Raw genomic sequence first — 22,633 nt, 5'->3', positions numbered from 1 at the left:
TGCGCCCTTCCCCGTCTCAGTCAGTAAAAAGTCAGCGTTCCCTCCCCGCTTCAAGCCAAGTCCTACATCAGGCGCCCGGCCTACTCACGCACGCTATTGACCCGAAATAACTGTGCAGGTGTGTGGACCATGTCGCCCCCGAAAAACGTTCGAGCACCCGCAACGCAGGCGCCCGCTCAATCATCATTCAAGCCAGCGGCGATCGCCCTCTGTGTGCTCGGATGCCTGTCGAGCCTGGCGGCCCACGCAGCCAGCTACATCGAACAAGGCCGGTTGCACGATGCAGCCAGTTGGCACAGTCAAGAGTTCAACAAAGACTGGGGGCTGGGTGCAATCGGTGCCGACCACGCCTACGCCAGGGGGTTGAGCGGCACAGGGGTGCGGGTGGGGGTTTACGATTCTGGAACCGATGTGCGCCACCCTGAATTTGCCGGCAAGCCCCATTCCGGCGTGCGCCTGGCCGACCCTGGCTGCATGAGTGAGACAGTGCTGGCTGATGGCTGCTTTTTCAGCGAGGGTGAACGTTCAGCGGTGAATGTCATCGACTCGCTGCCTCCCGAAGCCTTGCTCGGCCTGGAGGAGGCCATTGCCAATGGCGACATCACCCGCGAAGAACTTGATAACTATCTGAAAAATGTAAGCACTCACTACAACGCTCACGGCACGCACGTGGCCGGCAAAATAGTCGCCAACCGTGATGGCTCTGGCGTGCAGGGTGTGGCCTACGGCGCGCACATGAGTGCCGTGCGCAAATTCAGCAACAGCTACCTGGGCGGGCCTGGTTTAAGCCCTTTCAGCGTCACCAACGTAACGCCTGCAGCCGTGAGCAGGGCCTACGCGCAACTGCACGAACAGCAGGTACGCGTGGTCAATCACAGCTGGGGCACACCTACGCCCCTGGCGGGTGAGGCAGAACTCGACGCCTTCCTGGCCGAGATAAATCAATATCAAGAGCTCAAGGCCACAGCCGAGGGTGCGATCAAATACGGCATGCTGCAGGTTTGGGCAGCGGGCAATACCGACACGGCCAACGCCTCGCCCCAAACAGCACCGTTTACCGGCGTCCATTCGAGCCTGCCCCGCGCAATCAAGGCGCTGGAGCCTTATTGGCTGACCGTGGTCAACCTCGATCAAAGCCTGACATTGAGCGACCGCTCCTACCGTTGCGGCTTCAGCAAAGACTGGTGCCTGGCCGCACCCGGAACGGATATCACCTCAGCCTGGGTGTCGGGTTCGATCACCACCGAAAACCACCATGACGCCGACGGCGAAGTCGATGGTTTCAAGGTGACCGGCGACAATCCTGCGTTCAACTACCTGACCGCCTCCGGCACCTCCATCGCCGCCCCGCACGTGACCGGCGGCCTAGCCCTGCTGATGGAACGCTTCCCCTACCTCGACAACCCGCAAATCCGCGACGTGTTGCTGACCACCGCCACCGACCTGGGTGAGCCTGGGGTAGACGACGTCTATGGCTGGGGCCTCATGAACCTGAAAAAAGCCATCGATGGCCCTGGCCAACTGCGGGTCGACACCGTGTTGAACATGGACCGCCCCGCCGGCGGCGCCAGGGTCTGGCAAGGCGGCGCCTGGGACGACTGGCGCAACGACATCAGCGGCCCGGGGCACCTGGAAAAAACCGGCATCGGCTGGCTGCGCCTGAGCGGCAACAACAGCTTTGCCGGCGTCACGCTCAAAGAGGGTGTGCTGGAGCTGGACGCCACCAATACCCTCAAAGGTGACGTTAACCTCGAAGGCGGTCTGCTGCGCCTGAATGGTTCACTGGCCGTCGAGGGCGACTACCGACAAGCAGCCGGCTCCACCCTGATGACCGGGCTGACCAGCCAGACAGCCCCGGCCACATTGCAGGTCCAAAAGCAGGCGTCCATCAACGGCGGCTCGTTGTACCTGAGTGCGCAACCCAACCACTATTACCTGGGCCAGCGTTACAGCATCCTTCAAACCCAAGGTGCGTTGAATGGCGAATTTACCTCGGTAGACCGCCGCGAGTTCTCACCTTTCCTCAGCGTTTCCCAGGTCAAGCAAGGCAATAACTTGCTGGTGGAGTTTGGCCGCGGTCAGTCACTGGCGTCAGCGGCGCAGACTGCTAACCAACGCGCCGTCGCCCATGCTGCGGATGCTGAAACCCAACCCTCGCCGCTGCTGCAACGCCTGACCGCGCTGTTTCCCGAGCAAGCACCTTCAGCCCTGGACCAGTTGAGCGGCGAACTGCATGCCAGCACCCAAGCGGTGCTGATTGAAAACAGCCGTGTCGTGCGCCAGGCCGCGCTCGACCGTCAGCGCCTGGCGCAAGACAGCCGCGACGCCGCACTCGACGCCAACAACCAAGGCATCTGGGTGCAACTGCCGCGTCAATCCGGCCAACTCGCAGGCAACAGCAACACCACGCGCACTCACCACAACAGCACGGGCCTGCTGTTGGGGTTCGATCACACGCTGGAGCAAGGCACTCGCGTGGGCGTGGTCGCCGGCAGCGGCCGCTCGGATGTGAAGGCCGGTTCGCGAGGCAAAGCCAGCGTCGACACCTACCAATTGGCCCTGCACGCCGGCCACACGTGGGACGCGTTCGGCGTGTATGGCGGCATCGCTTATGCGCAACATGAGATCGAAACAAAACGCCGCGTCAGCTTCCCCGGCGTAGACAACCGCCTGACCGCCACATACGCCAGCCGCACCGTGCAGACGTTTGCCGAGGCCAACTACAGGTTCAGCCATGACTTCTGGAACTGGCAGCCGTATCTGCAACTGGCCAATGTGCAACAGCGCAGCGAAGGCTTCAAAGAGCGCGGCAGCATGGCCGCACTGAAGGGCAAACGCTCGAAGGAAAACGTCAACCTGACCACCGGCGGTGTGCGGGTCAACCTCGACCTGGGCAAGGCGCAGATCGGCCCGTCATGGCTGAGCCTGCGTGGCGGCCTGGCCTATACCCATGCAAGCGGCGACCTGCAACCCACCACTCAGGCCGCCTGGGACGGCGGCCGCGTGATGAGCGTCAGCGGCGCGCCGTTGGATCGCCTCAGCACTCGTCTGGAACTTGGCGCCACCGCGCGCCTGAGCCGCGACAGCACCTTGGACTTCGGCTTCAGCCAACAGCGCGGTGAGCGCACACGCGACCAAAGCCTTACGGCGCAGTACACATTGCAGTTTTAGTCAGCAACGGCGGGGGCGCCCTACCCCCGCCGATCCAACAGATTCACCACCAACCGATCAATCCAGCCCCACACCCGCTGCTTGACCCGCCGCCACAACGGCCGCGACTTCCATGCTTCCAGGCTCACGGCCTGGCTCTTGGCAAAATCGCGTTCGAAACTGTCAGCCACGGCCAGCGTCAATTGCGGGTCCAGCGCTTCCAGGTTGGCTTCCAGGTTGAAGCGCAAATTCCAGTGGTCGAAATTGCACGAGCCGATGCTCACCCAATCGTCCACCAGCACCATTTTCAGGTGCAGGAAGCACGGCTGATATTCGAAAATCTGCACACCGGCGCGCAACAAACGCGGGTAATAACGGTGCCCGGCGTAGCGCACGGACGGGTGATCGGTGCGCGGGCCGGTGAGCAGCAAACGCACATCCACCCCACGCCCGGCCGCGCGGCGCAAGGCACGGCGCACACTCCAGGTCGGCAGAAAATACGGCGTGGCCAGCCAGATTCTTTGCTGGCCGCTGTTCAAGGCGCGGATCAGCGACTGCAGGATATCGCGGTGCTGACGCGCGTCGGCATAGGCGACGCGCCCCAGGCCTGGCCCGGTGGCCGGCACCTTGGGCAGGCGCGGCAAACCAAAATGGGTAGCGGGCTTCCATTCACGGCGAGCGGCATTGGCGTGCCATTGCCGCTCGAACAGCGCTTGCCAGTCCAGCACCAACGGGCCGCTGATTTGCACCATCACTTCATGCCATTCGGCCGTGTCTTGCCCTGGCGTCCAGAATTCATCGGTCACGCCGGTGCCGCCGACCACGGCAATGCTCTGGTCAATCAGCAACAGCTTGCGGTGGTCGCGGTAAAGATTGCGCATCCAGCGCCGCCAGCTCAGGCGATTGTAGAACCGCAGCTCCACACCCGCGTCGGTCAGGCGCTTACGCAAACTCAGGGTAAACGCCAGGCTGCCGTAATCATCAAACAAACAGCGCACCCGCACGCCGCGCTCGGCGGCGAGTACCAGCGCCTGCACCATGGCGTCGGCGCAGGCGCCGGCTTCCACTAGGTACAACTCCAACTCGACTTGCCGCTCAGCGCGGGCAATGCCCGCCAGCATCTGCGGGAAGAAACGCGGGCCGTCGATCAGCAACTCGAAACGGTTGGCGCTGCGCCACGGGAAGACTGCGCCGCTCACGTCAGCGCGCCGTAAAAATCAGTACCGCACCCACCGGCACCGACAAACTGATCGACTTGAGCCCCGCCGCTTTGCGCAAGGTCGCCACGCCCGGCGCCAGGTCAAAATCTTCGGCATGCAACACCACCGGCTCCAGGGTCACCACCTGAAAGCGCCGGTCATCCAGGCGCGTGGCCAGCAGTTCGGCGCTGTAGGTCTGAGTCTTGCCGTGCAACGTCACACTCAACGGCAGGCGCAATTCCAGCTGCGCGCCGGGAGCCAAATCGTTGATGGGTTGCAGGTTGATTTGCGCAGTGATCAGCGCTTCGGGGAAGGTCTTGATGTCGAACAGGTCATTGCGCATGCGCTCATCACGCAGCGGGATGCCGCTGTTGATCGACTCCACCTCCACTTCCAACTGGGCCGCGCCCTGGCTGTCGACCTTGCCGTGCAACACCAGGAAGCGCTGTACTTCCGCGACCTCGGTGTTTTTGGTGGTGACGAACGACAGGCGTGAGGATTCGTTATCCAGATACCAGTCGGCATGGGCAGGCAGAGCTGCAGCCGTCAGCAGCGTGAAGGCCAGGGGTTTGACGTTGAACATAAAGACTCGTGAGGCAAAAAACCTGGGCGAACCTTAACTGTGCCGGGTGCCGGGCGCAATGTAACTGACAAAGCCGATCAAGGTGGGAGCTGGCTTGCCTGCGATAGCGGCAGGTCCGTCAACATTTCTGTCGCCTGTGCCGCCGTTTTCGCAGGCAAGCCAGCTCCCACAGGGAATTTGGGGTGTGTCAGGGATTCAGGCGGCAGCCTTGGCGATCACCCATCCAGCGCGCCGTATGCGTGCGCCCCAACCCACTGGCCGTCACTTCACTGCGCTCCGGGTTGTCGTTGAACGCGCTGGTCGGCACGTACTGCTTCACATACCCCAGGCAATACTCGGCCGGATAGTTCTGCACATACCGGCACGAGCAATATTCCTTGGCGGTGTACGCCGCGATGATGTCGGGGAAGGCTTGCAGGTTGACGCGCTCATGCCAGACCCAGCCCAGCAACGCGAGCAACAGCAGTAGAAACAGGCTGATGAACGGGTGTCGACGGATCATGGTTGTACCGCCGCGAGCACGCGTTTGAGCAATTCGTTGTGGCGGTAGCTGCCGTCGCGGTCATCGCCGTAGCGCACGATCACCAGGTGTTCATCGGGCATCACAAACAGCGCCTGGCCCCAATGGCCGAGGGCGGCGAAGGTGTCGGCCGGGGCGTCGGGCCACGGGCGCGCCTTGTACTTCGCGGTTCAGCCACCACTGGCCGCCGGGTACGGCTTCGTCCTGGCCGGCTTTGTAGTTGTCGAAGGGTTGGCGGTTGAAGGCGACCCACTCTTCAGGCAGCAATTGCTGCGCGCCCCAGCGCCCATCGCGCGCCATCAGCAGGCCAATGCGCGCCAGGTCGCGGGCGGTGAGGTAGGCATAAGAGGACGCGACGAAGGTTTCGTCTGCGTCGGTTTCCCAGGTGGCGTTGTGAATGCCCAGCGGCTTGAACAGCGCGTCCCACGGGTAACTCATATAGGCCTTGTGGCCGAGCATGCCTTTGAGGGTGGCGGAGAGGATGTTGCTGTCGCCGCTGGAGTAACGGAAGGCTTGACCCGGTGCCGCTGCGGCCTCGGTGTCGGCGGCAAACTCGGCCATGTCGGCGCGGCCGCGGGTGTAGAGCATCGCCACCACCGAGGATTTCAACGGCGCGTATTCGTAATCTTCCTGCCAGTCCAGGCCCGAGGCCCAGTGCAGCAGGTCGGCCATCGTCACCTTGGGGTGCTGCTTCATCGGCGGGTAAAAGCGTGCGGCGGGGTCGCTAAGTTTGAAGCGATTTTCGCCATAGGCCACGCCGAGCACGGTGGCCATCAGGCTTTTGCTGATCGACCAGGTCAGGTGCGGCGTGCTCGCGGTAGTGGGTGCGGCGTAGCGTTCGTAGATGACTTCGCCGTCACGGATCACCAGCAGCGCGTCGGTGCGAATGCCTTGGCGGGTGGCGTCGTCACGGGTTGGGAACGCATAGGCAGTCAGAGCATCGACAGCGGGGCCGGTGAGTGCTGTGCCCTGGCCCCAGTCCTTGTCAGGCCAGGTGTCGGCGTGGGCGGCAACGGTGACGAACAGCAGGGCAACACACAACAAGCCTCGGACCATGGACGCGAACTCAAGGGGGCATTCAAGCCCGCGAGCCTAGCCCAGGCGCATGACAGATTGGCGACATCAACGGCTGTCATCTAAGCGTCACCGTAACTTCATGGCGCTGACACCGAGCCTACATAGCCTGAGTTTGGACAAACAAGTCGACCGGCCGGAACGTGGCTGGCACTCGGAGATTCGCCATGACTCAGATCGCCCGCATCAGCGACACCGGCAATGAACGCCGCCTGCAAGCCGAACGCCTGATTGGCGCCAAGGCGTTGCAGGAAGCCCAGGCCCTGCGGTTCAACGTGTTCAGCGGCGAGTTCAACGCCAAGCTGAAAGGCGCGGAACTGGGTCTGGACATGGATGACTATGATGTTCACTGCAGCCACATCGGCGTGCGGGATTTGAACAACGGTCGATTGGTCGCCACCACCCGTTTGCTCGACCACCAGGCCGCCAGCACCCTGGGCCGGTTCTACAGCGAAGAAGAATTCAGCCTGCACGGCTTGCTGCACCTGCAAGGCCCGATCCTGGAAATCGGCCGCACCTGCGTCGACCCGGCCTACCGCAACGGCGGCACCATTGCCGTGTTGTGGGGCGAGTTGGCGGAAGTCTTGAACCAGGGCGGCTACAGCTACTTGATGGGCTGCGCGAGCATCCCGATGCACGACGGCGGCATCCAGGCCCACGCGATCATGCAGCGCCTGCGCGAACGCTACCTGTGCAACGAACACCTGCGCGCCGAGCCGAAAAAGCCACTGCCGGCACTGGACCTGCCGTCCAACGTGATCGCCGAAATGCCGCCACTGCTCAAGGCCTACATGCGCCTGGGTGCGAAGATCTGCGGGGAGCCGTGCTGGGATGAAGATTTCCAGGTAGCCGACGTGTTCATCCTGCTCAAGCGTGACGAGCTGTGCCCACGTTACGCCCGCCACTTCAAGGCGGCCATGTAATGGCCCGCCTACGCGTGTACGGGCGCATCGCCCGGGTGCTGCTGGTGGTCGCACTGGGGCTGAGCATGGCCAGTGTGTTTGGCGTGTTCGAGCGTTTGGGCGTGGCCAACTCGATGGTGCGCCGCCAGCGCTGGTCGCGATTCTTTATGGCGCGGCTGACCCATGCCCTGCCCTTTCGCGTGACGGTGCACGGTGAGTTGCCCAAAACGCCGATGCTGTGGGTGAGCAATCACGTGTCCTGGACCGATATCCCACTGCTGGGCGCTGTGGCGCCGATGTCCTTTTTGTCCAAGGCCGAAGTGCGCACCTGGCCGGTGGCCGGCTGGTTGGCGGCCAAAGCCGGCAGCTTGTTTATCCGCCGGGGTTCGGGCGACAGCCAATTGATCCGCAAGCAGATGACCCGTCACCTGGCGCAACAGCACCCGCTGCTGATGTTCCCCGAAGGCACTACGACCGACGGGCGCAGCCTGCGCACTTTCCACGGGCGGTTGCTGGCCAGTGCGATTGAAGCCGATGTGTCGCTGCAACCGGTGGCCATTCGTTATCTGCGTGATGGGCAAGTGGACCCGCTGGCACCGTTTATTGGTGACGACGATTTACTCTCGCACCTGATGCGCCTGTTTTCCAACGACCAGGGCGATGTCGAGATTCATGTGCTGCAGCCGATTGCGTGTGCTGGGCAGGAACGCGCAGCGCTGGCATTCCAGGCGCAGCAGGCGGTGCAGAAGGCGTTGTTTGGGCCGTTGCCGGAGGCTGAGCGAGTGGATGCTCGACCGGCGTTCGCAGCTTGAGATGAACTGAACACAGTTCAACATGTGGGAGCTGGCTTGCCTGCGATTGCGATCTACCTGTGAATGCATCTGTTGCTGACACACCGCTATCGCAGGCAAGCCAGCTCCCACTTGTTTTAGAGCTCAGTGGTCAGATGGGCTCGTGCAAACTCCTGCAACTCGGGGTAGAACACCCGAAAGTCCTCACTCAACGGCTCATACAACACCCGCAACTCCTGCATGGCGTGCCTCAATTCCTCGGGCTGGGTCAAACGCCGTGAGATCCCGCGCAACACCTGCTCCATCACCGCGAACTCGCGGTACGAACCCAACCAATCATCCGCCGCCATATAGGGTGCGATCTGCGCCAGCCGTCCCGGCAACTGCGGCTCGGCTGCCAGCACGCGGTACACCTGCGCCGTGAAGCGCTCCAGCGGCTGGTCGGCATACCGCGCCCAGTCCCGCGCCAGGCAGTGATCGAAAAACACATCCAGGACAATCCCGGCGTAGCGCTTGCGGGTCAGGCTGAAGCGTGACAACGCCTCGCCTACCAAGGGGTGGCTGTCGGTGAAGCGATCGATGGAGCGATGCAACTGGATCGCCGCCTCGATTTGCGGGCTGAACTGGCCCTGCAGGCGGCCTTTGACGAAGTCGCCATAGAGGCTGCCCAGCAATTGCGCAGGAAGTTGGCCGCCCAGGTGCAGATGTGCGAGATAATTCATGGCGCGCAGTCTACCACTGCCGTCCATGTATCGTTATAACCCGATATACCGAAATAGCCGGTCTTAAGACCAAAAGCATATTGGTGTATCGGGATGTAACGATTTAAAGTTCGCCTCATCGCGATATAACGTTTTACGAAAACGAGCCTCTGCCATGTCCATCGACCTCGACGAAATAATAAAAGCCCTGGCGCACCCAGTACGACGAGACATCCTCACCTGGCTGAAAGACCCGAAAGTGCAGTTCCCCGAGCAATTGCACAACCACGAATACGGCATCTGCGCCGGGCAGATCGACCAGCGTTGCGGCTTGTCCCAGTCGACCGTGTCGGCCCACCTGGCAACCTTGCAACGGGCGGGTTTGATCAGCAGCCAGAAGGCCGGGCAGTGGCACTTTTTCAGACGCAATGAGGAAGTGATCCAAGCCTTTCTCACGGCGCTTATTACAGAACTCAGCGCACCGGCGCTGTAACAAGGAAACGCAAATGCCCCTCTCGCTACTCATACTGGCCCTGAGCGCCTTCGCCATCGGCACCACCGAGTTCGTCATCATGGGCTTGCTGCCCGATGTGGCGGCGGACCTTGGTGTGTCGATTCCCGGCGCCGGCTGGCTGGTCACCGGCTACGCCTTGGGCGTGGCCATCGGCGCACCCTTCATGGCACTGGCCACCGCCAAGCTGCCGCGCAAGGCTGCCCTGGTCGCGTTGATGGGCATCTTTATCATTGGCAACCTGCTCTGCGCCCTGGCCAGTGACTACAACGTGCTGATGTTTGCCCGTGTGGTCACCGCGCTGTGCCACGGTGCGTTCTTTGGTATCGGTTCAGTGGTCGCCGCCAACCTGGTGCCGGCCAACAAGCGCGCTTCGGCAGTGGCCTTGATGTTCACCGGCTTGACCCTGGCCAATGTGCTCGGCGTGCCGCTGGGTACCGCGCTGGGCCAGGAAGCCGGCTGGCGCTCGACCTTCTGGGCCGTGACGGTGATCGGCGTTGTGGCGCTGATCGGCCTGATCCGCTTTCTGCCGGCCAAGCGTGACGAAGAAAAACTCGACATGCGCGCCGAGCTGGCCGCGCTCAAAGGCGCCGGCATCTGGTTGTCGCTGACCATGACCGCGCTGTTCGCCGCCTCCATGTTCACCCTCTTCACCTACGTCGCGCCGCTGCTGGGCGACGTCACCGGCGTGTCGCCCAAAGGCGTGACCTGGACCCTGCTGCTGATCGGCCTGGGCCTCACCGTGGGCAACATCATCGGCGGCAAGCTGGCGGACAAACGCCTGGCGGCCACCTTGATCGGTGTGTTCATCAGCATGGCGGTGGTGTCCACGGTACTGACCTGGACCAGCGTCGCGGTGATCCCGACTGAAATCACCCTGTTCCTGTGGGCCACCGCCTCGTTCGCCGCCGTACCGGCGCTGCAGATCAACGTGGTGACTTTCGGCAAGGCCGCACCGAACCTGGTGTCCACCCTGAATATCGGCGCCTTCAACATCGGCAACGCCCTCGGCGCCTGGGTCGGCGGCAGTGTGATTGCCCACGGTTTCGGCCTGACCAGCGTGCCGTTGGCGGCTGCGGCCCTGGCGATCCTGGCCCTGCTGGTGACCCTGATTACTTTCCGTCAGAGCGGCGATGCCGACCTGGCCCCTGCGACCAACTGATCAATCCACTTAAAGAGAAGGGTGTTATCCCATGACGACTATTTTCGATCCGATCAAACTGGGCGACCTGCAATTGTCCAACCGCATCATCATGGCGCCGCTGACCCGCTGCCGTGCCGATGAAGGCCGCGTACCCAACGCGCTGATGGCCGAGTACTACGTGCAACGCGCGTCTGCCGGGCTGATCCTCAGCGAAGCCACCTCCGTGACGCCGCTGGGCGTGGGCTACCCGGACACCCCGGGCATCTGGTCCAACGACCAGGTACGCGGCTGGGCCAATGTGACCAAGGCCGTGCACGGCGCGGGCGGCAAGATCTTCCTGCAACTGTGGCACGTCGGCCGCATTTCCCACGAGTCGTACCTGAACGGCGAAACCCCGGTGGCACCGAGCGCGATCCAGCCCAAGGGCCACGTTAGCCTGGTGCGTCCGCTGGCCGACTACCCGACGCCACGCGCGCTGGAAACCGCTGAAATCGCCGATATCGTCGACGCTTACCGCGTCGGCGCCGAAAACGCCAAGGCCGCAGGCTTTGACGGCGTGGAAATCCACGGCGCCAACGGTTACCTGCTCGACCAATTCCTGCAAAGCAGCACCAACCAGCGCACCGACAACTACGGCGGCTCCCTGGAAAACCGTGCGCGCCTGCTGCTGGAAGTGACCGACGCCGCCATCGACGTCTGGGGCGCCGGCCGCGTGGGTGTGCACCTGGCACCGCGTGCCGACTCCCATGACATGGGCGACGACAACCTGGCCGAAACCTTCACCTACGTCGCCAGTGAACTGGGCAAGCGTGGCATCGCGTTCATCTGCTCGCGCGAAAAAGAAGCCGGCGACAGCCTCGGTCCACAACTGAAAAAAGCCTTCGGTGGCCCGTACATTGCCAACGAACGCTTCACCAAGGACAGCGCCAACGCCTGGCTGGCCTCGGGCAAGGCAGACGCGGTGGCCTTCGGCGTACCGTTTATTGCCAACCCGGACCTGCCGGCCCGCCTGAAGGCCGACGCGCCGCTGAACGAAGCGCACCCGGAAACCTTCTACGCCAAGGGCCCGGTCGGCTACATCGACTACCCAACCCTGGCGCTTTGATCGTCTGAAACGCAAAAAGCCCCGGTTCGCAGGAACCGGGGCTTTTTACTGCACGCTGGAATACTCAGAGATCTGAATGTGGGAGCTGGCTTGCCTGCGATAGCAGCGTTGTGGTGCCTCTGGCGGACCGAGGTGTCTGCATTGCGGGCAAGCCCGGCTCCCACACAAGCCGCCACACCATCTTGATTTGCGCCAGCTTTGGAAACATTCCTTCACAGGCTTGCAACAATATTGCTACAAAATACTTAGGCGGCTACCTATCAACCGGCCGCCAGCCCGTATATAAAGTCACCCCACCCTTCAGGCGCAAGGACGATTGACTGTCTCTCGTCTTTACTGTTGACACAACTGGACGCAATTACGCATTTTGTCTTAATTGCGCAGGCTGGGGCTCAGGCGCAGCATGTCCAGCCCTGCATCAACCCAGCGCTCAGCCTCTTGATGCAATTGAAAGCTGTCGGGCACCAGAAGCCATTGGCCGATCAGCCCATTGATGTAGGCATGCATGCACACCGCACCACGGGTGGTGTCGAGATTTTCCGGAAGCTGCCCGCGATGGACCGCGTTACGCAATGTCAGGCCGATACGCAGGTTGCATTCCAGGCTATGGGTCTGGCGCTGGCGACGCATGTCACACATTTCATCGGTGAACTCGCACTTATGAAACAAAATCTCATTGATGCGCCGGGTTTTCGGGTCCAGGGCCACCTGATGAAACAAATGAATCAGCAGCTTGCGCATACAGCCAAGCGGGTCGACTTCATCCTCGCTTTCACTCGCCCGGGCCAGTTCGTCCAAGGGTTCGTGCAGCGTGTCCAGCAATGCCTGGAGCAAATCGGACTTGTTGCTGAAATGCCAGTAGATGGCACCGCGCGTCACACCGGCCAGCGCCGCAATGTCCGCGAGCGTCGTGCGCGCAACGCCGCGCTCATAAAAGGCCTGTTCAGCGGCTTCGAGAATCTGGCTGCGCGTTTCCTGAGCTTCCTCTTTGGTGCGACGAACCATGGCAGTAAAACCTCAATCAGAACACTTGGGACTATCGGTAACGCAGCTTTAATAGGCGGTAACGATCATCTGAATAATTGTGGGACGACACCGTCATGGGCGCCGAACGTACTAAAATCGAGGCTTTTGGACATGCTTTGTCAACATTCCGCGAAGCCTGTCAAGAGTTTACAAACAACCATGAACGTAAGTATATTGCGTAGCAAGCTACTTATCTACTCACAGCTTGTTTTTTACCCTTCCACACTTCTTGTGCGCATTCTGCGCGCCTGACCCGAGGATCTTCATGCAACTTAAGCCAGCTGTTACCGCTCTGGTCACTGCCGTCGCCCTGGCATCGCTGCTCAGCGGATGTAAAAAGGAAGAAGCGGCTCCGCCCGCTCAAACCCCTCAGGTCGGCGTGGTCACCATTCAACCGCAAGCCTTTACCCTGACCTCCGAATTGCCGGGGCGTACCACCGCCTTCCGAATTGCGGAAGTTCGGCCTCAGGTCAACGGCATCATTCTCAAGCGCCTGTTCAAGGAAGGCGCCGACGTGAAGGAAGGGCAACAGCTCTACCAGATCGACCCGTCGGTGTATGACGCGACTCTGAAAAGCGCACAAGCCAGCCTGACCCAGACCAAGTCCATCACCGACCGCTACAAGCAGTTGGTCGATGAGCAAGCCGTCAGCCGCCAGGAATACGACACGGCCGTCGCCAACCGCATGACTGCCGAAGCAAACGTTCAAACCGCCCAGATCAACGTGCGCTACACCAAAGTGTTCGCGCCGATCTCCGGGCGTATTGGCCGTTCTTCGGTCACCGAAGGCGCACTGGTCAGCAATGGCCAGGCCGATGCCATGGCCGTCATCCAGCAACTGGACCCGATCTACGTCGACGTCACGCAGTCTTCGGCTGAAATGCTGAAACTGCGCCGTGACCTGGAAAGCGGCCAGCTGGAAAAAGCCGGCGAAAATGCCGCCAAGGTAAAACTGACCCTGGAAGATGGCAGCGCCTATGGCCAGGACGGCAAGCTGGAATTCTCTGAAGTGTCGGTCGACCAGACCACCGGTTCCGTGACCCTGCGCGCCGTGTTCCCGAACCCTGATCACACCCTGCTGCCGGGCATGTTCGTCCACGCCCAGCTGCAAGCCGGTGTGAACAGCAAGGCCATTCTGGCCCCGCAGCAAGGCGTGACCCGTGACCTCAAGGGCATCCCGACTGCGCTGATCGTGAACAAGGACAACAAGGTCGAGCAACGTCAGCTGGTCGCCAACCGTACAGCCGGCGCCTACTGGCTGGTGGAAAAAGGCCTGGACGCCGGTGACCGCGTGATCACCGAAGGCCTGCAATTCATCAAACCGGGCATCGAAGTCAAGGTCAAGGACGCAGACAACGCCAAACCCGCCGGCACTGCCGCAGCGCCTGCTGCCGATGCTGGTAAAGGGGAGTAATCCATGTCGAAATTTTTTATCGACCGTCCCATTTTCGCCTGGGTAATTGCCCTGGTGATCATGCTGGTCGGGGCACTGTCGATCCTGAAGTTGCCCATCAACCAATACCCGGCCATTGCGCCGACCGCCATCGACATCCAGGTGACCTACCCAGGCGCGTCCGCACAAACCGTGCAGGACACCGTGGTGCAGGTCATCGAGCAACAGCTCAACGGTATCGACAACCTGCGTTATGTCGCCTCGGACAGTAACTCCGACGGCAGCATGACCATCACCGCGACGTTCAACCAGGGTACCAACCCGGACATCGCCCAGGTTCAGGTGCAGAACAAGCTGAACCTGGCGACCCCACTGCTGCCGCAAGAAGTGCAGCAGCAGGGTATCCGCGTGACCAAGTCGGTGAAGAACTTCCTGATGGTGATCGGTCTGGTGTCGGAAGACGGCAGCATGACCAAGGACGACTTGTCCAACTACATCGTGTCGAACATCCAGGACCCGATCTCCCGTACCGCCGGTGTGGGTGACTTCCAGGTGTTCGGTTCGCAGTACGCCATGCGTATCTGGCTCGACCCGGCCAAGTTGAACAACTACCAGCTGACGCCGGTGGATGTCAGCAACGCCATTCAGGCGCAGAACGTCCAGGTGGCCACCGGTCAATTGGGCGGCCTGCCTGCCCTGCCCGGCACTCAGCTGAACGCCACCATCATCGGCAAGACACGTCTGCAATCGGCCGAAGAGTTCGGCAAGATCCTGATGAAGGTCAATGCCGACGGCTCGCAAGTTCGCCTGGGTGATGTTGCCCGTATCGAACTGGGCGGCCAGAACTACAGCATCAGCGCGCAGTTCAACGGCAAGCCGGCCTCGGGTATGGCGCTCAAACTGGCCGCCGGTGCCAACGCACTGGACACCGCCAAGGCGATCCGTGCCACGGTTGCGTCCCTGGAACCGTTCTTCCCGCCTGGCATGAAGGCGGTGGTGCCGTATGACACCACGCCGGTTGTGACCGAATCGATTTCCGGTGTGGTTCACACCCTGGTCGAAGCGATCGTGCTGGTGTTCCTGGTGATGTTCCTGTTCCTGCAGAATTTCCGCGCCACCATCATCACCACCATGACCGTACCGGTGGTATTGCTGGGCACCTTCGGGATCCTCGCAGCGTTCGGTTTTACCATCAACACCCTGACCATGTTCGGCATGATCCTGGCCATCGGCCTGCTGGTGGACGACGCCATCGTTGTGGTGGAAAACGTCGAGCGGGTAATGGCCGAGGAACACCTGTCGCCCAAGGAGGCGACAATCAAGTCCATGGGCCAGATCCAGGGCGCCCTGGTCGGTATCGCGCTGGTACTGTCGGCGGTACTGCTGCCAATGGCGTTCTTCGGGGGCTCCACCGGTGTGATCTACCGGCAATTCTCCATCACGATTGTTTCGGCGATGGCGTTGTCGGTACTGGTTGCGCTGATCTTCACCCCGGCCTTGTGCGCCACCATGCTCAAGCCGATCGATCCGGAAAAGCACGGCCAACCCAAGCGTGGTTTCTTCGGCTGGTTCAACCGCACCTTCGATCGTGGCGTACTGAGCTACGAGCGCGGCGTGGGCAACATGATCAAGCACAAGCTCCCGGCATTCCTGGTGTATGCGCTGATCCTGGCCGGCATGATCTGGATGTTCACCCGCATTCCAAGCGCGTTCCTGCCCGACGAAGACCAGGGTGTGATCTTTGCCCAGGTGCAGACGCCGGTTGGCTCTTCGGCCGAACGCACGCAAAAAGTCATCGACGATATGCGCGCCTACTTGCTCAACAACAAGGAAGGCGAGCCAGGCGAAGGCAAAGGCGTTCAATCGGTGTTCACCGTGAACGGCTTCAACTTTGCCGGTCGTGGCCAGAGCTCTGGCCTGGCGTTCGTCATGCTCAAGTCGTGGGACGAGCGTGACTCATCCACGTCGGTGTTCGAGATTGCCAAGCGCGCCCAAGGCTACTTCTCGCAGACGTTCAAGGACGCCATGGTGTATGCCGTCGTTCCACCGTCTGTACTGGAGCTGGGTAACGCCACCGGTTTCGACGTGTTCCTGCAAGACCAGGGCGGCGTTGGCCACCAGAAGCTGATGGATGCGCGCAACCAGTTCCTGGGTGCGGCGGCACAAAGCAAGATCCTGGCGGGCGTGCGCCCCAACGGCGTGAACGACGAGCCGCAGTACGAGCTGTCGGTCGACGACGAAAAAGCCAGCGCCCAAGGCATCAGCCTGTCGGACATCCAGCAGACCCTGGCCATTGCCCTGGGGGGTAGCTACATCAACGACTTCATCGACCGTGGTCGTGTGAAGAAGGTGTATGTGCAGGGTGACGCGGCCAGCCGCATGTCTCCGGAAGACCTGGATAAGTGGTACGTGCGCAGCACCTCCGGGAAGATGGTGCCACTGTCGGCCATCTCGTCGGGCAAGTGGATCTACGGTTCGCCGAAGCTCTCGCGCTATAACGGTGTAGCGGCAATGGAAATCCTCGGGACTCCAGCGCCTGGCTACAGTACCGGTGACGCGATGGCGGAAGTCGAGCGCATCGCCAAGGATCTGCCGTCCGGTATTGGTTACTCGTGGACCGGCCTGTCGTATGAAGAACGTCTGTCCGGCTCCCAGGCACCTGCGCTGTACGCCCTGTCGTTGCTGGTGGTGTTCCTCTGTCTGGCAGCGCTGTACGAAAGCTGGTCGATTCCAATCGCGGTGATCCTGGTGGTGCCACTGGGTGTGATCGGTGCATTGATCGCCACCAGTCTGCGCGGCCTGTCCAACGACGTGTTCTTCCAGGTGGGCTTGCTGGTGACGGTGGGTCTGGCAGCGAAAAACGCCATCCTGATCGTGGAATTCGCCAAAGAGCTTCACGAGCAGGGCAAAGGTATTGTCGAGTCGGCCATCGAAGCCTCTCGTATGCGTCTGCGCCCGATCATCATGACGTCCATGGCGTTCATGCTCGGCGTATTGCCGCTGGCCATCTCCTCGGGCGCAGGCTCAGGCAGCCAGCACGCGATCGGTACCGGCGTAATTGGCGGTATGATCACCGCCACCGTCCTGGCGATCTTCTGGGTGCCACTGTTCTTTGCAACCGTGTCGTCTGCTGGCGAGCGCAACAAAAAGACGGACACTACTGAAACTCCTAAAGAGGCTGGCCAATGAGCAAGTCGCTACTTTCCCTAGCCGTCACGGCATTCGTGCTCAGTGGCTGCTCGCTGATACCTGACTACCAGCGCCCTGAAGCGCCGGTCGCAGCGCAGTACCCGCAGGGGCCGGCGTATTCGTCGGCCCAGGCGCCGGGCCAGGCCGCTGCCGAGCAGGGCTGGAAGCAGTTTTTCCATGACCCGGCCCTGCAGCAACTGATCCAGACCGCGCTGGTCAACAACCGTGACCTGCGTGTCGCGGCCCTGAACATCGATGCCTATGCGGCGCAGTACCAGATCCAGCGCGCCGACCTGTTCCCGGCCATCTCGGCCACTGGCAGCGGCAGCCGCACACGCACCCCGGCCAAGTTGTCGCAGACCGGCGAAGCGGGCATCACCAGCCAGTACTCGGCCGGCCTGGGGATCAGTTCCTATGAGCTGGACCTGTTCGGCCGCGTGCGCAGCCTCAGCGAAGAAGCACTGCAAAAGTACTTCGCCACTGAAGAAGCGCGGCGCAGCACCCAGATCAGCCTGGTGGCCAGTGTGGCCAACGCCTACCTGACCTGGCAGGCCGACAAGGAACTGCTCAAGCTGACCCAGGACACCCTCGGTGCCTTCGAGCAGAGCTACAAGCTGACCTCGCGCAGCAACGAAGTCGGCGTGGCCTCGGCCCTCGACCTCAGCCAGGCGCGCACCTCGGTGGAAAACGCGCGGGTGCAACTGGCGCGCTATACACGCCAGGTGGCCCAGGACGAAAACAGCCTGACCCTGCTGCTTGGCACCGGTTTGCCGGCCAATATCGCCAGCAAGCCGCTGTCGGATGACCTGCTCAGCGAAGTGCCAGCCGGGTTGCCATCGGACCTGCTGCAACGTCGTCCCGACATTGTGCAGGCCGAGTACAACCTCAAGGCCGCCAACGCCAACATCGGCGCGGCGCGTGCAGCGTTCTTCCCGAGCATCAGCCTCACCGCCAGTGCCGGTACTGCCAGCCCAACTTTGGGCGGCCTGTTCAAAGGCGGTTCGGGCACCTGGTCGTTTGCGCCGCAGATCAACATCCCGATCTTCAACGCCGGTAGCCTGCGCGCAAGCCTGGACTACTCGAAGATCCAGAAAGAGATCAACGTGGCCAACTACGAGAAGGCCATCCAGACCGGCTTCCAGGAAGTCTCTGACGGCCTCGCCGCGCGCGCGACTTACAAGCAGCAACTGGACGCCCAGCGTGGCTTCGTCGCGGCCAACCAGGATTACTACCGCCTGGCCGAGCGTCGCTACCGCATTGGTGTCGACAGCAACCTGACGTTCCTCGACGCCCAGCGCCAACTGTTCAGTGCCCAGCAATCGCTGATCACCGACCGTCTGGCGCAGCTCAACAGCGAGGTCAACCTGTACAAGGCCCTTGGTGGTGGCTGGAACGAGCAGACCGCGAAGAACGAGCCTGTGAAAGAAGAAGCACCGGCACTGAAGTTGTTCTGATCGTGCTGCTGTAAATAAAACCGCTTCCCTTACCGGAAGCGGTTTTTTTTGCCGCTTCATTAAGCACCGTGAATCAAAGGTGGGAGCTGGCTTGCCTGCGATAGCGGTGTGTCAGCCACACCTGTACTGACTGACCCGCCGCTATCGCAGGCAAGCCAGCTCCCACAGAAAAGCAAAACAGAAGCGGTGTGCCAGTCGACCTAAAGGGGGAGCTGAACTCGGTTAAATTGTGGGAGCGGGCTTGCTCGCGAAGGCGGTGGGTCAGTTAAAAATGAGCTGACTGACACACCGCATTCGCGAGCAAGCCCGCTCCCACATTTGGACCTCATCACCTCAGGAGGTCCTCTACTGCTTTGTTTTTGCTGTGCTTTTACCTCTGCCAACTCAAGCCCACTGTACTGTGCTTTTTATTTTGATCTGGCAGGCCCCGCGCATTCCCGACCCCACACGGCGACCCGTATCAAGTCTCGCACCTTGCTTTCTGCGGAACCTTTCAGGGTAAAATTGGTTACAGATTCTTACAGACCACAAAGGGAGCTTGTCGTAATGATCGTAGGAATCGACCTGGGCACAACCAACAGCCTGGCCGCTGTCTGGCGCGGTGACGCTGCCGAAATGGTGCCCAATGCCCTTGGCCAGTTGCTGACCCCGAGTGTGGTCGGCCTGGATGACCAAGGCCGTATCCTGGTGGGCCAAGCCGCCAAGGAACGCCTGCACACCCACCCGCACCTGACCACCTCGCTGTTCAAGCGCTACATGGGCAGTGCCACCGAAGTGCGCCTGGGCGACCGCTCGTTCCGCCCCGAAGAACTCTCGGCGCTGGTGCTCAAAAGCCTGAAAGAAGACATCGAGCGCACCTACGGCCAAAGCGTCACTGAAGCCGTGATCAGCGTGCCCGCCTACTTCAGCGACGGCCAGCGCAAGGCCACGCGCATCGCCGGTGAACTGGCCGGGCTCAACGTTGAAAAACTCATCAACGAACCCACCGCCGCTGCCCTGGCTTACGGCCTGCACCAGCGTGACAAGGAAACCTCGTTCCTGGTGTTCGACCTCGGCGGCGGCACCTTCGACGTGTCGATCATCGAGCTGTTCGACGGCGTGATGGAAGTGCGCGCCAGCGCCGGCGACAACTTCCTGGGCGGCGAAGATTTCGACACCTTATTGCTCGAACACTTTGTCGACAGCCAGCGCAACGCCCAGGGCTTCCCGCCCACCAGCACCGTACTGCAAGCCCTGCGCCGCGAGGCCGAGCGCGTGCGCAAAGCCTTGGGCCAGGACGACAGCGCCGAGTTCGCCCTGCGCGTTGACGGCCAGCAATGGGTCACAACCATCACCCAGGCTGAACTCGCCAAGCTTTACACACCCTTGCTGGAACGCCTGCGCGCGCCGATTGAGCGCGCCCTGCGTGACGCACGGATTCGGGTCGGCGATCTGGATGAAATCCTGCTGGTCGGCGGCACCACGCGCATGCCGCTGGTGCGCAAACTGGCCGCCGGCTTGTTCGGACGCTTCCCGTCCATCAGCCTCGATCCGGACCAGGTGGTCGCTCACGGCGCGGCGATTCAGGCAGCACTCAAGGCGCGTTCGGCAGCGCTGGAAGAGATCGTGCTGACCGACGTCTGCCCCTACACCCTGGGCATCGAAACCTCGAACCAATATGGCGGCCATATCGAAAGCGGGCATTACCTGCCGCTGATCGAGCGCAACAGCAGCGTGCCGGTCAGCCGGGTCAAGAGTGTGGTCACCCTCCACGACGACCAAAGCCGCGTGCTGTTGAAAATCTACCAGGGCGAAAGCCGTCTGGTGAAAGACAACATCGAACTGGGCCAGCTGGAAATTCCCGTGCCCAAGCGCAAGGCCGGCGAGGTCTCGCTGGACGTGCGCTTCACCTACGACAACAACGGCTTGCTCGAAGCCCAGGTGAACATCCCGCTGACCGGCGAGCAGCACTCACTGGTGATCGAGAACAACCCCGGCGTGCTCAGCCCGCAGGAGATCCAGCAACGTCTGCAAGCCCTGGCGCTGTTGAAGATTCACCCGCGCGACCAGCAGGTCAACACCGTGCTGACCGCCCGCCTCGAACGGCTCTACCAGGAAAACCTCGGCGAGTTGCGCGAGCAGCTCGGGCACTGGGCCGCGCAGTTCCAGCAAGTGCTCGACACCCAGGACGAACGCCGCATCCGTGAGGCCCGCAGCGAACTCACCCGTCAACTAGAGCAACTCGACAACGGGTTCTGGCGCTGAGGGAGAACGACATGGACTGTTGGGCAGTGTTGCAACTGGCGGACGACGCCGACGAGCGCACCATCAAGCGCACTTACGCGCGGCTGCTCAAAAGCTGCCGCCCGGACGACGACGCCGAGGGTTTCCAGCGCCTGCGCGAAGCCTATGAACAAGCGCTGCATATCGCGCGCTGGCGGGCCGAGCAAGAGGACGAAGCGGTCGAAGTCATCGACGCACCCGTGGCCGAACTGGCCGACGGCAACCCGCATGAATACGCGGAGTTTGACGATACTCGCCCCGTCAGCCCTGCCCTGTTCGACCTGCCGCCCGAGCAGACGCGCGCGCAAGCGCTGATCAACGGGCTGGACGCTCACACCCTCGATGAGCGCTGGGAACAGGCCCAGCATCAACTCTGCGCCGATGCCTTCCAGGCAGCTCTGCTGCGCCACTGTTTCGATGCCCCTGGTCAGCGTGCGGCAATTGCCGCCTGGGCGGTGCAGCACTTGGAATGGCTGACGCCCTGGCAGCGTGTGGCGATGAGCCCCTGGCAACATGAGGCGCTAAGCGGCGAACTGCTGCAGGCTTATCGTCAGGCGCTGCAGGAACAGCTGGAGCAAAAGGCCGAGCGCGAGTTCATCAACCAGCTCAAAACCTACAACCAGCAACCCTGGCTGCGCGTGTTCGACCTGCAACAACAATGGCAGCGCATCGTCCTGCAATTGCTCCACGACACCACGTGGAGCGTGCCGTTGTTTGAGCGCGTCTGCCAGGTCTTTGGCTGGGATGACCAGAAAGGCATGCACCCCGAGCCCGAGTGGATGTGGCGGGGCCTGGTTGAACGCTGCGAGCAGGAGAGTTTCTACGACACCCTGCTGGAAAAAGCCCAAAACGGCCCGCGCAACGCACCCGACACCTTGCCCGCACGCGTGCTGCTGACGCAGATGCCGACCGCCGAACAGCACCGTTTGATGTCCCAGTTTGGGGATGACCAGTGGAACGCGTGCCAGCAACTGTCGCAAAAGTTTGCCTGGCGCTACCCGTCGTTACTGGAACGCCTGCCGCAACCCGATGTATTTTTTTGGCGAAAATTTTTGCCGCGCCCGGTCTCCGAACAAACCTGGGGCAGAGTGTGGGGCGGGCTGGCCATTGCTACGTGCGTGGCCTCCATTCACCTGAAAAAAGGGCCGGTGCCGCTCGAACTCTTCATGTTCATGTTGATGACCTTCCTGCCGACCGTCGTCGCCATGCGCCTCACTCAAGGCTGGGCCGCCATCACCTCGCGTTTGCTCGTTGCCGACTTATGGCTGAGCGAGAGGCTGTTGCCCCAACGCTTCAACCCCCGCCAATACTGGTTGGTACTGCGCCACGGTATTCCGCAAGTGGGGATGCTGTTGATGTTCGGCTTTTTGCTCGGGCTGATGGGCATAGTGACGTACCTGGGCATGGTCCTGATCCACTTGTTCAGCCACCGGCGCATGGGCTCGGTCGACGAATCCTTCAATGCCAAATGGCCGTGGATCAGCGGCTTGCATTGGAGTTACTGGAGCCCCTGGCAACTGGTGTTCCTGGTGGTCATGGTGGTACTGACGCTCGCGTGCCAGCTATACCTGCCAGCCTTCCCTTTGACCCGCCTGGTTGAATCTCGACTGTAACCGTCACAAGGGCGGG

The 22,633-nt window shown here is 61.7% G+C and carries 16 protein-coding genes and 1 pseudogene; 11 read left to right on the top strand and 6 right to left on the bottom strand.

The features are described 5' to 3' along the window. The first annotated feature begins 129 nt into the window (after positions 1 to 129). Positions 130 to 3,171, top strand: coding sequence for a S8 family serine peptidase (locus AACW30_RS23760; protein ID WP_200623580.1), 3,042 nt, complete (start codon positions 130 to 132; stop codon positions 3,169 to 3,171). Between the two features lie 20 nt (positions 3,172 to 3,191). Here the strand turns inward: AACW30_RS23760 and AACW30_RS23755 are convergent, their stop codons facing one another. The 4 genes and pseudogenes from AACW30_RS23755 to AACW30_RS23740 form a co-directional block, all read right to left on the bottom strand. Further along, the gene (locus AACW30_RS23755) at positions 3,192 to 4,349 is read right to left on the bottom strand and encodes a phospholipase D-like domain-containing protein (RefSeq protein ID WP_124416660.1); all 1,158 of its coding nucleotides are present in this window, start codon (positions 4,347 to 4,349) and stop codon (positions 3,192 to 3,194) included. A 1-nt stretch (position 4,350) separates the two neighbouring features. Beyond that, the gene (locus AACW30_RS23750; RefSeq protein ID WP_124416659.1) at positions 4,351 to 4,932 is read right to left on the bottom strand and encodes a YceI family protein; all 582 of its coding nucleotides are present in this window, start codon (positions 4,930 to 4,932) and stop codon (positions 4,351 to 4,353) included. A 187-nt stretch (positions 4,933 to 5,119) separates the two neighbouring features. Beyond that, a complete protein-coding gene (locus AACW30_RS23745) occupies positions 5,120 to 5,434 on the bottom strand; it encodes an amidase (RefSeq protein ID WP_106577065.1) in 315 nt (104 codons plus the stop codon). After that, positions 5,431 to 6,508 (bottom strand): annotated as a pseudogene (locus AACW30_RS23740) (serine hydrolase domain-containing protein). Before AACW30_RS23740 ends, AACW30_RS23745 begins: the two are co-directional and overlap by 4 nt. A gap of 185 nt (positions 6,509 to 6,693) precedes the next feature. Between AACW30_RS23740 and olsB the strand changes: the two are divergent. Continuing rightward, on the top strand, positions 6,694 to 7,449 hold the full coding sequence (gene olsB, locus AACW30_RS23735) for an L-ornithine N(alpha)-acyltransferase (protein ID WP_200623578.1): 756 nt from the start codon (positions 6,694 to 6,696) through the stop codon (positions 7,447 to 7,449). Continuing rightward, positions 7,449 to 8,240 carry a lysophospholipid acyltransferase family protein gene (locus tag AACW30_RS23730; RefSeq protein ID WP_200623577.1) on the top strand — a complete coding sequence of 264 codons (792 nt, stop codon included), beginning with the start codon at positions 7,449 to 7,451 and terminating at the stop codon, positions 8,238 to 8,240. The genes olsB and AACW30_RS23730 overlap by 1 nt, the downstream gene beginning before the upstream one ends. Before the next feature lie 116 nt (positions 8,241 to 8,356). Here the strand turns inward: AACW30_RS23730 and AACW30_RS23725 are convergent, their stop codons facing one another. Beyond that, complete coding sequence (locus AACW30_RS23725) at positions 8,357 to 8,941, bottom strand: acyl carrier protein phosphodiesterase (protein ID WP_119738883.1); 585 nt, start codon at positions 8,939 to 8,941, stop codon at positions 8,357 to 8,359. A gap of 154 nt (positions 8,942 to 9,095) precedes the next feature. Between AACW30_RS23725 and AACW30_RS23720 the strand changes: the two genes are divergently transcribed. The 3 genes from AACW30_RS23720 to AACW30_RS23710 are packed head-to-tail and all read left to right on the top strand — an operon-like array spanning position 9,096 to position 11,680. Beyond that, positions 9,096 to 9,413, top strand: coding sequence for an ArsR/SmtB family transcription factor (locus AACW30_RS23720; protein ID WP_106577070.1), 318 nt, complete (start codon positions 9,096 to 9,098; stop codon positions 9,411 to 9,413). A 13-nt stretch (positions 9,414 to 9,426) separates the two neighbouring features. After that, positions 9,427 to 10,593 carry an MFS transporter gene (locus AACW30_RS23715; protein ID WP_106577071.1) on the top strand — a complete coding sequence of 389 codons (1,167 nt, stop codon included), beginning with the start codon at positions 9,427 to 9,429 and terminating at the stop codon, positions 10,591 to 10,593. Between the two features lie 31 nt (positions 10,594 to 10,624). Beyond that, positions 10,625 to 11,680: an alkene reductase gene (locus tag AACW30_RS23710; protein ID WP_106577072.1), complete on the top strand. Its 1,056-nt coding sequence runs from the start codon at positions 10,625 to 10,627 to the stop codon at positions 11,678 to 11,680. A 372-nt stretch (positions 11,681 to 12,052) separates the two neighbouring features. Here AACW30_RS23710 and AACW30_RS23705 read toward each other — a convergent pair whose 3' ends face one another. Beyond that, entirely contained in the window at positions 12,053 to 12,685 is a 633-nt protein-coding gene (locus tag AACW30_RS23705; RefSeq protein WP_106577073.1) for a TetR family transcriptional regulator, read from the bottom strand. Between the two features lie 286 nt (positions 12,686 to 12,971). Between AACW30_RS23705 and AACW30_RS23700 the strand changes: the two genes are divergently transcribed. From AACW30_RS23700 to AACW30_RS23680, 5 genes are all read left to right on the top strand, one after another. Next, positions 12,972 to 14,120 (top strand): efflux RND transporter periplasmic adaptor subunit, encoded by a 1,149-nt coding sequence (locus AACW30_RS23700; protein WP_119738874.1) that lies wholly within the window; start codon positions 12,972 to 12,974, stop codon positions 14,118 to 14,120. Between the two features lie 3 nt (positions 14,121 to 14,123). Beyond that, a complete protein-coding gene (locus AACW30_RS23695) occupies positions 14,124 to 17,288 on the top strand; it encodes an efflux RND transporter permease subunit (protein ID WP_119738872.1) in 3,165 nt (1,054 codons plus the stop codon). Then, a complete protein-coding gene (gene adeC / locus AACW30_RS23690; RefSeq protein WP_119738870.1) occupies positions 17,285 to 18,742 on the top strand; it encodes an AdeC/AdeK/OprM family multidrug efflux complex outer membrane factor in 1,458 nt (485 codons plus the stop codon). The genes AACW30_RS23695 and adeC overlap by 4 nt, the downstream gene beginning before the upstream one ends. A gap of 546 nt (positions 18,743 to 19,288) precedes the next feature. Continuing rightward, the gene (locus AACW30_RS23685; RefSeq protein WP_124416654.1) at positions 19,289 to 20,986 is read left to right on the top strand and encodes a molecular chaperone HscC; all 1,698 of its coding nucleotides are present in this window, start codon (positions 19,289 to 19,291) and stop codon (positions 20,984 to 20,986) included. Positions 20,987 to 20,997: 11 nt separating this feature from the next. Then, entirely contained in the window at positions 20,998 to 22,617 is a 1,620-nt protein-coding gene (locus AACW30_RS23680) for a J domain-containing protein (RefSeq protein ID WP_200623576.1), read from the top strand. Positions 22,618 to 22,633: the final 16 nt, after the last annotated feature.

Origin of the sequence: Pseudomonas sp. MF6747 (assembly GCF_963890955.1) — a bacterium.
In the GTDB taxonomy this organism is placed as follows: domain Bacteria; phylum Pseudomonadota; class Gammaproteobacteria; order Pseudomonadales; family Pseudomonadaceae; genus Aquipseudomonas.
Note: the sequence above shows the minus strand (reverse complement) of the source record. Positions and strands in the feature narration are given on the sequence as shown.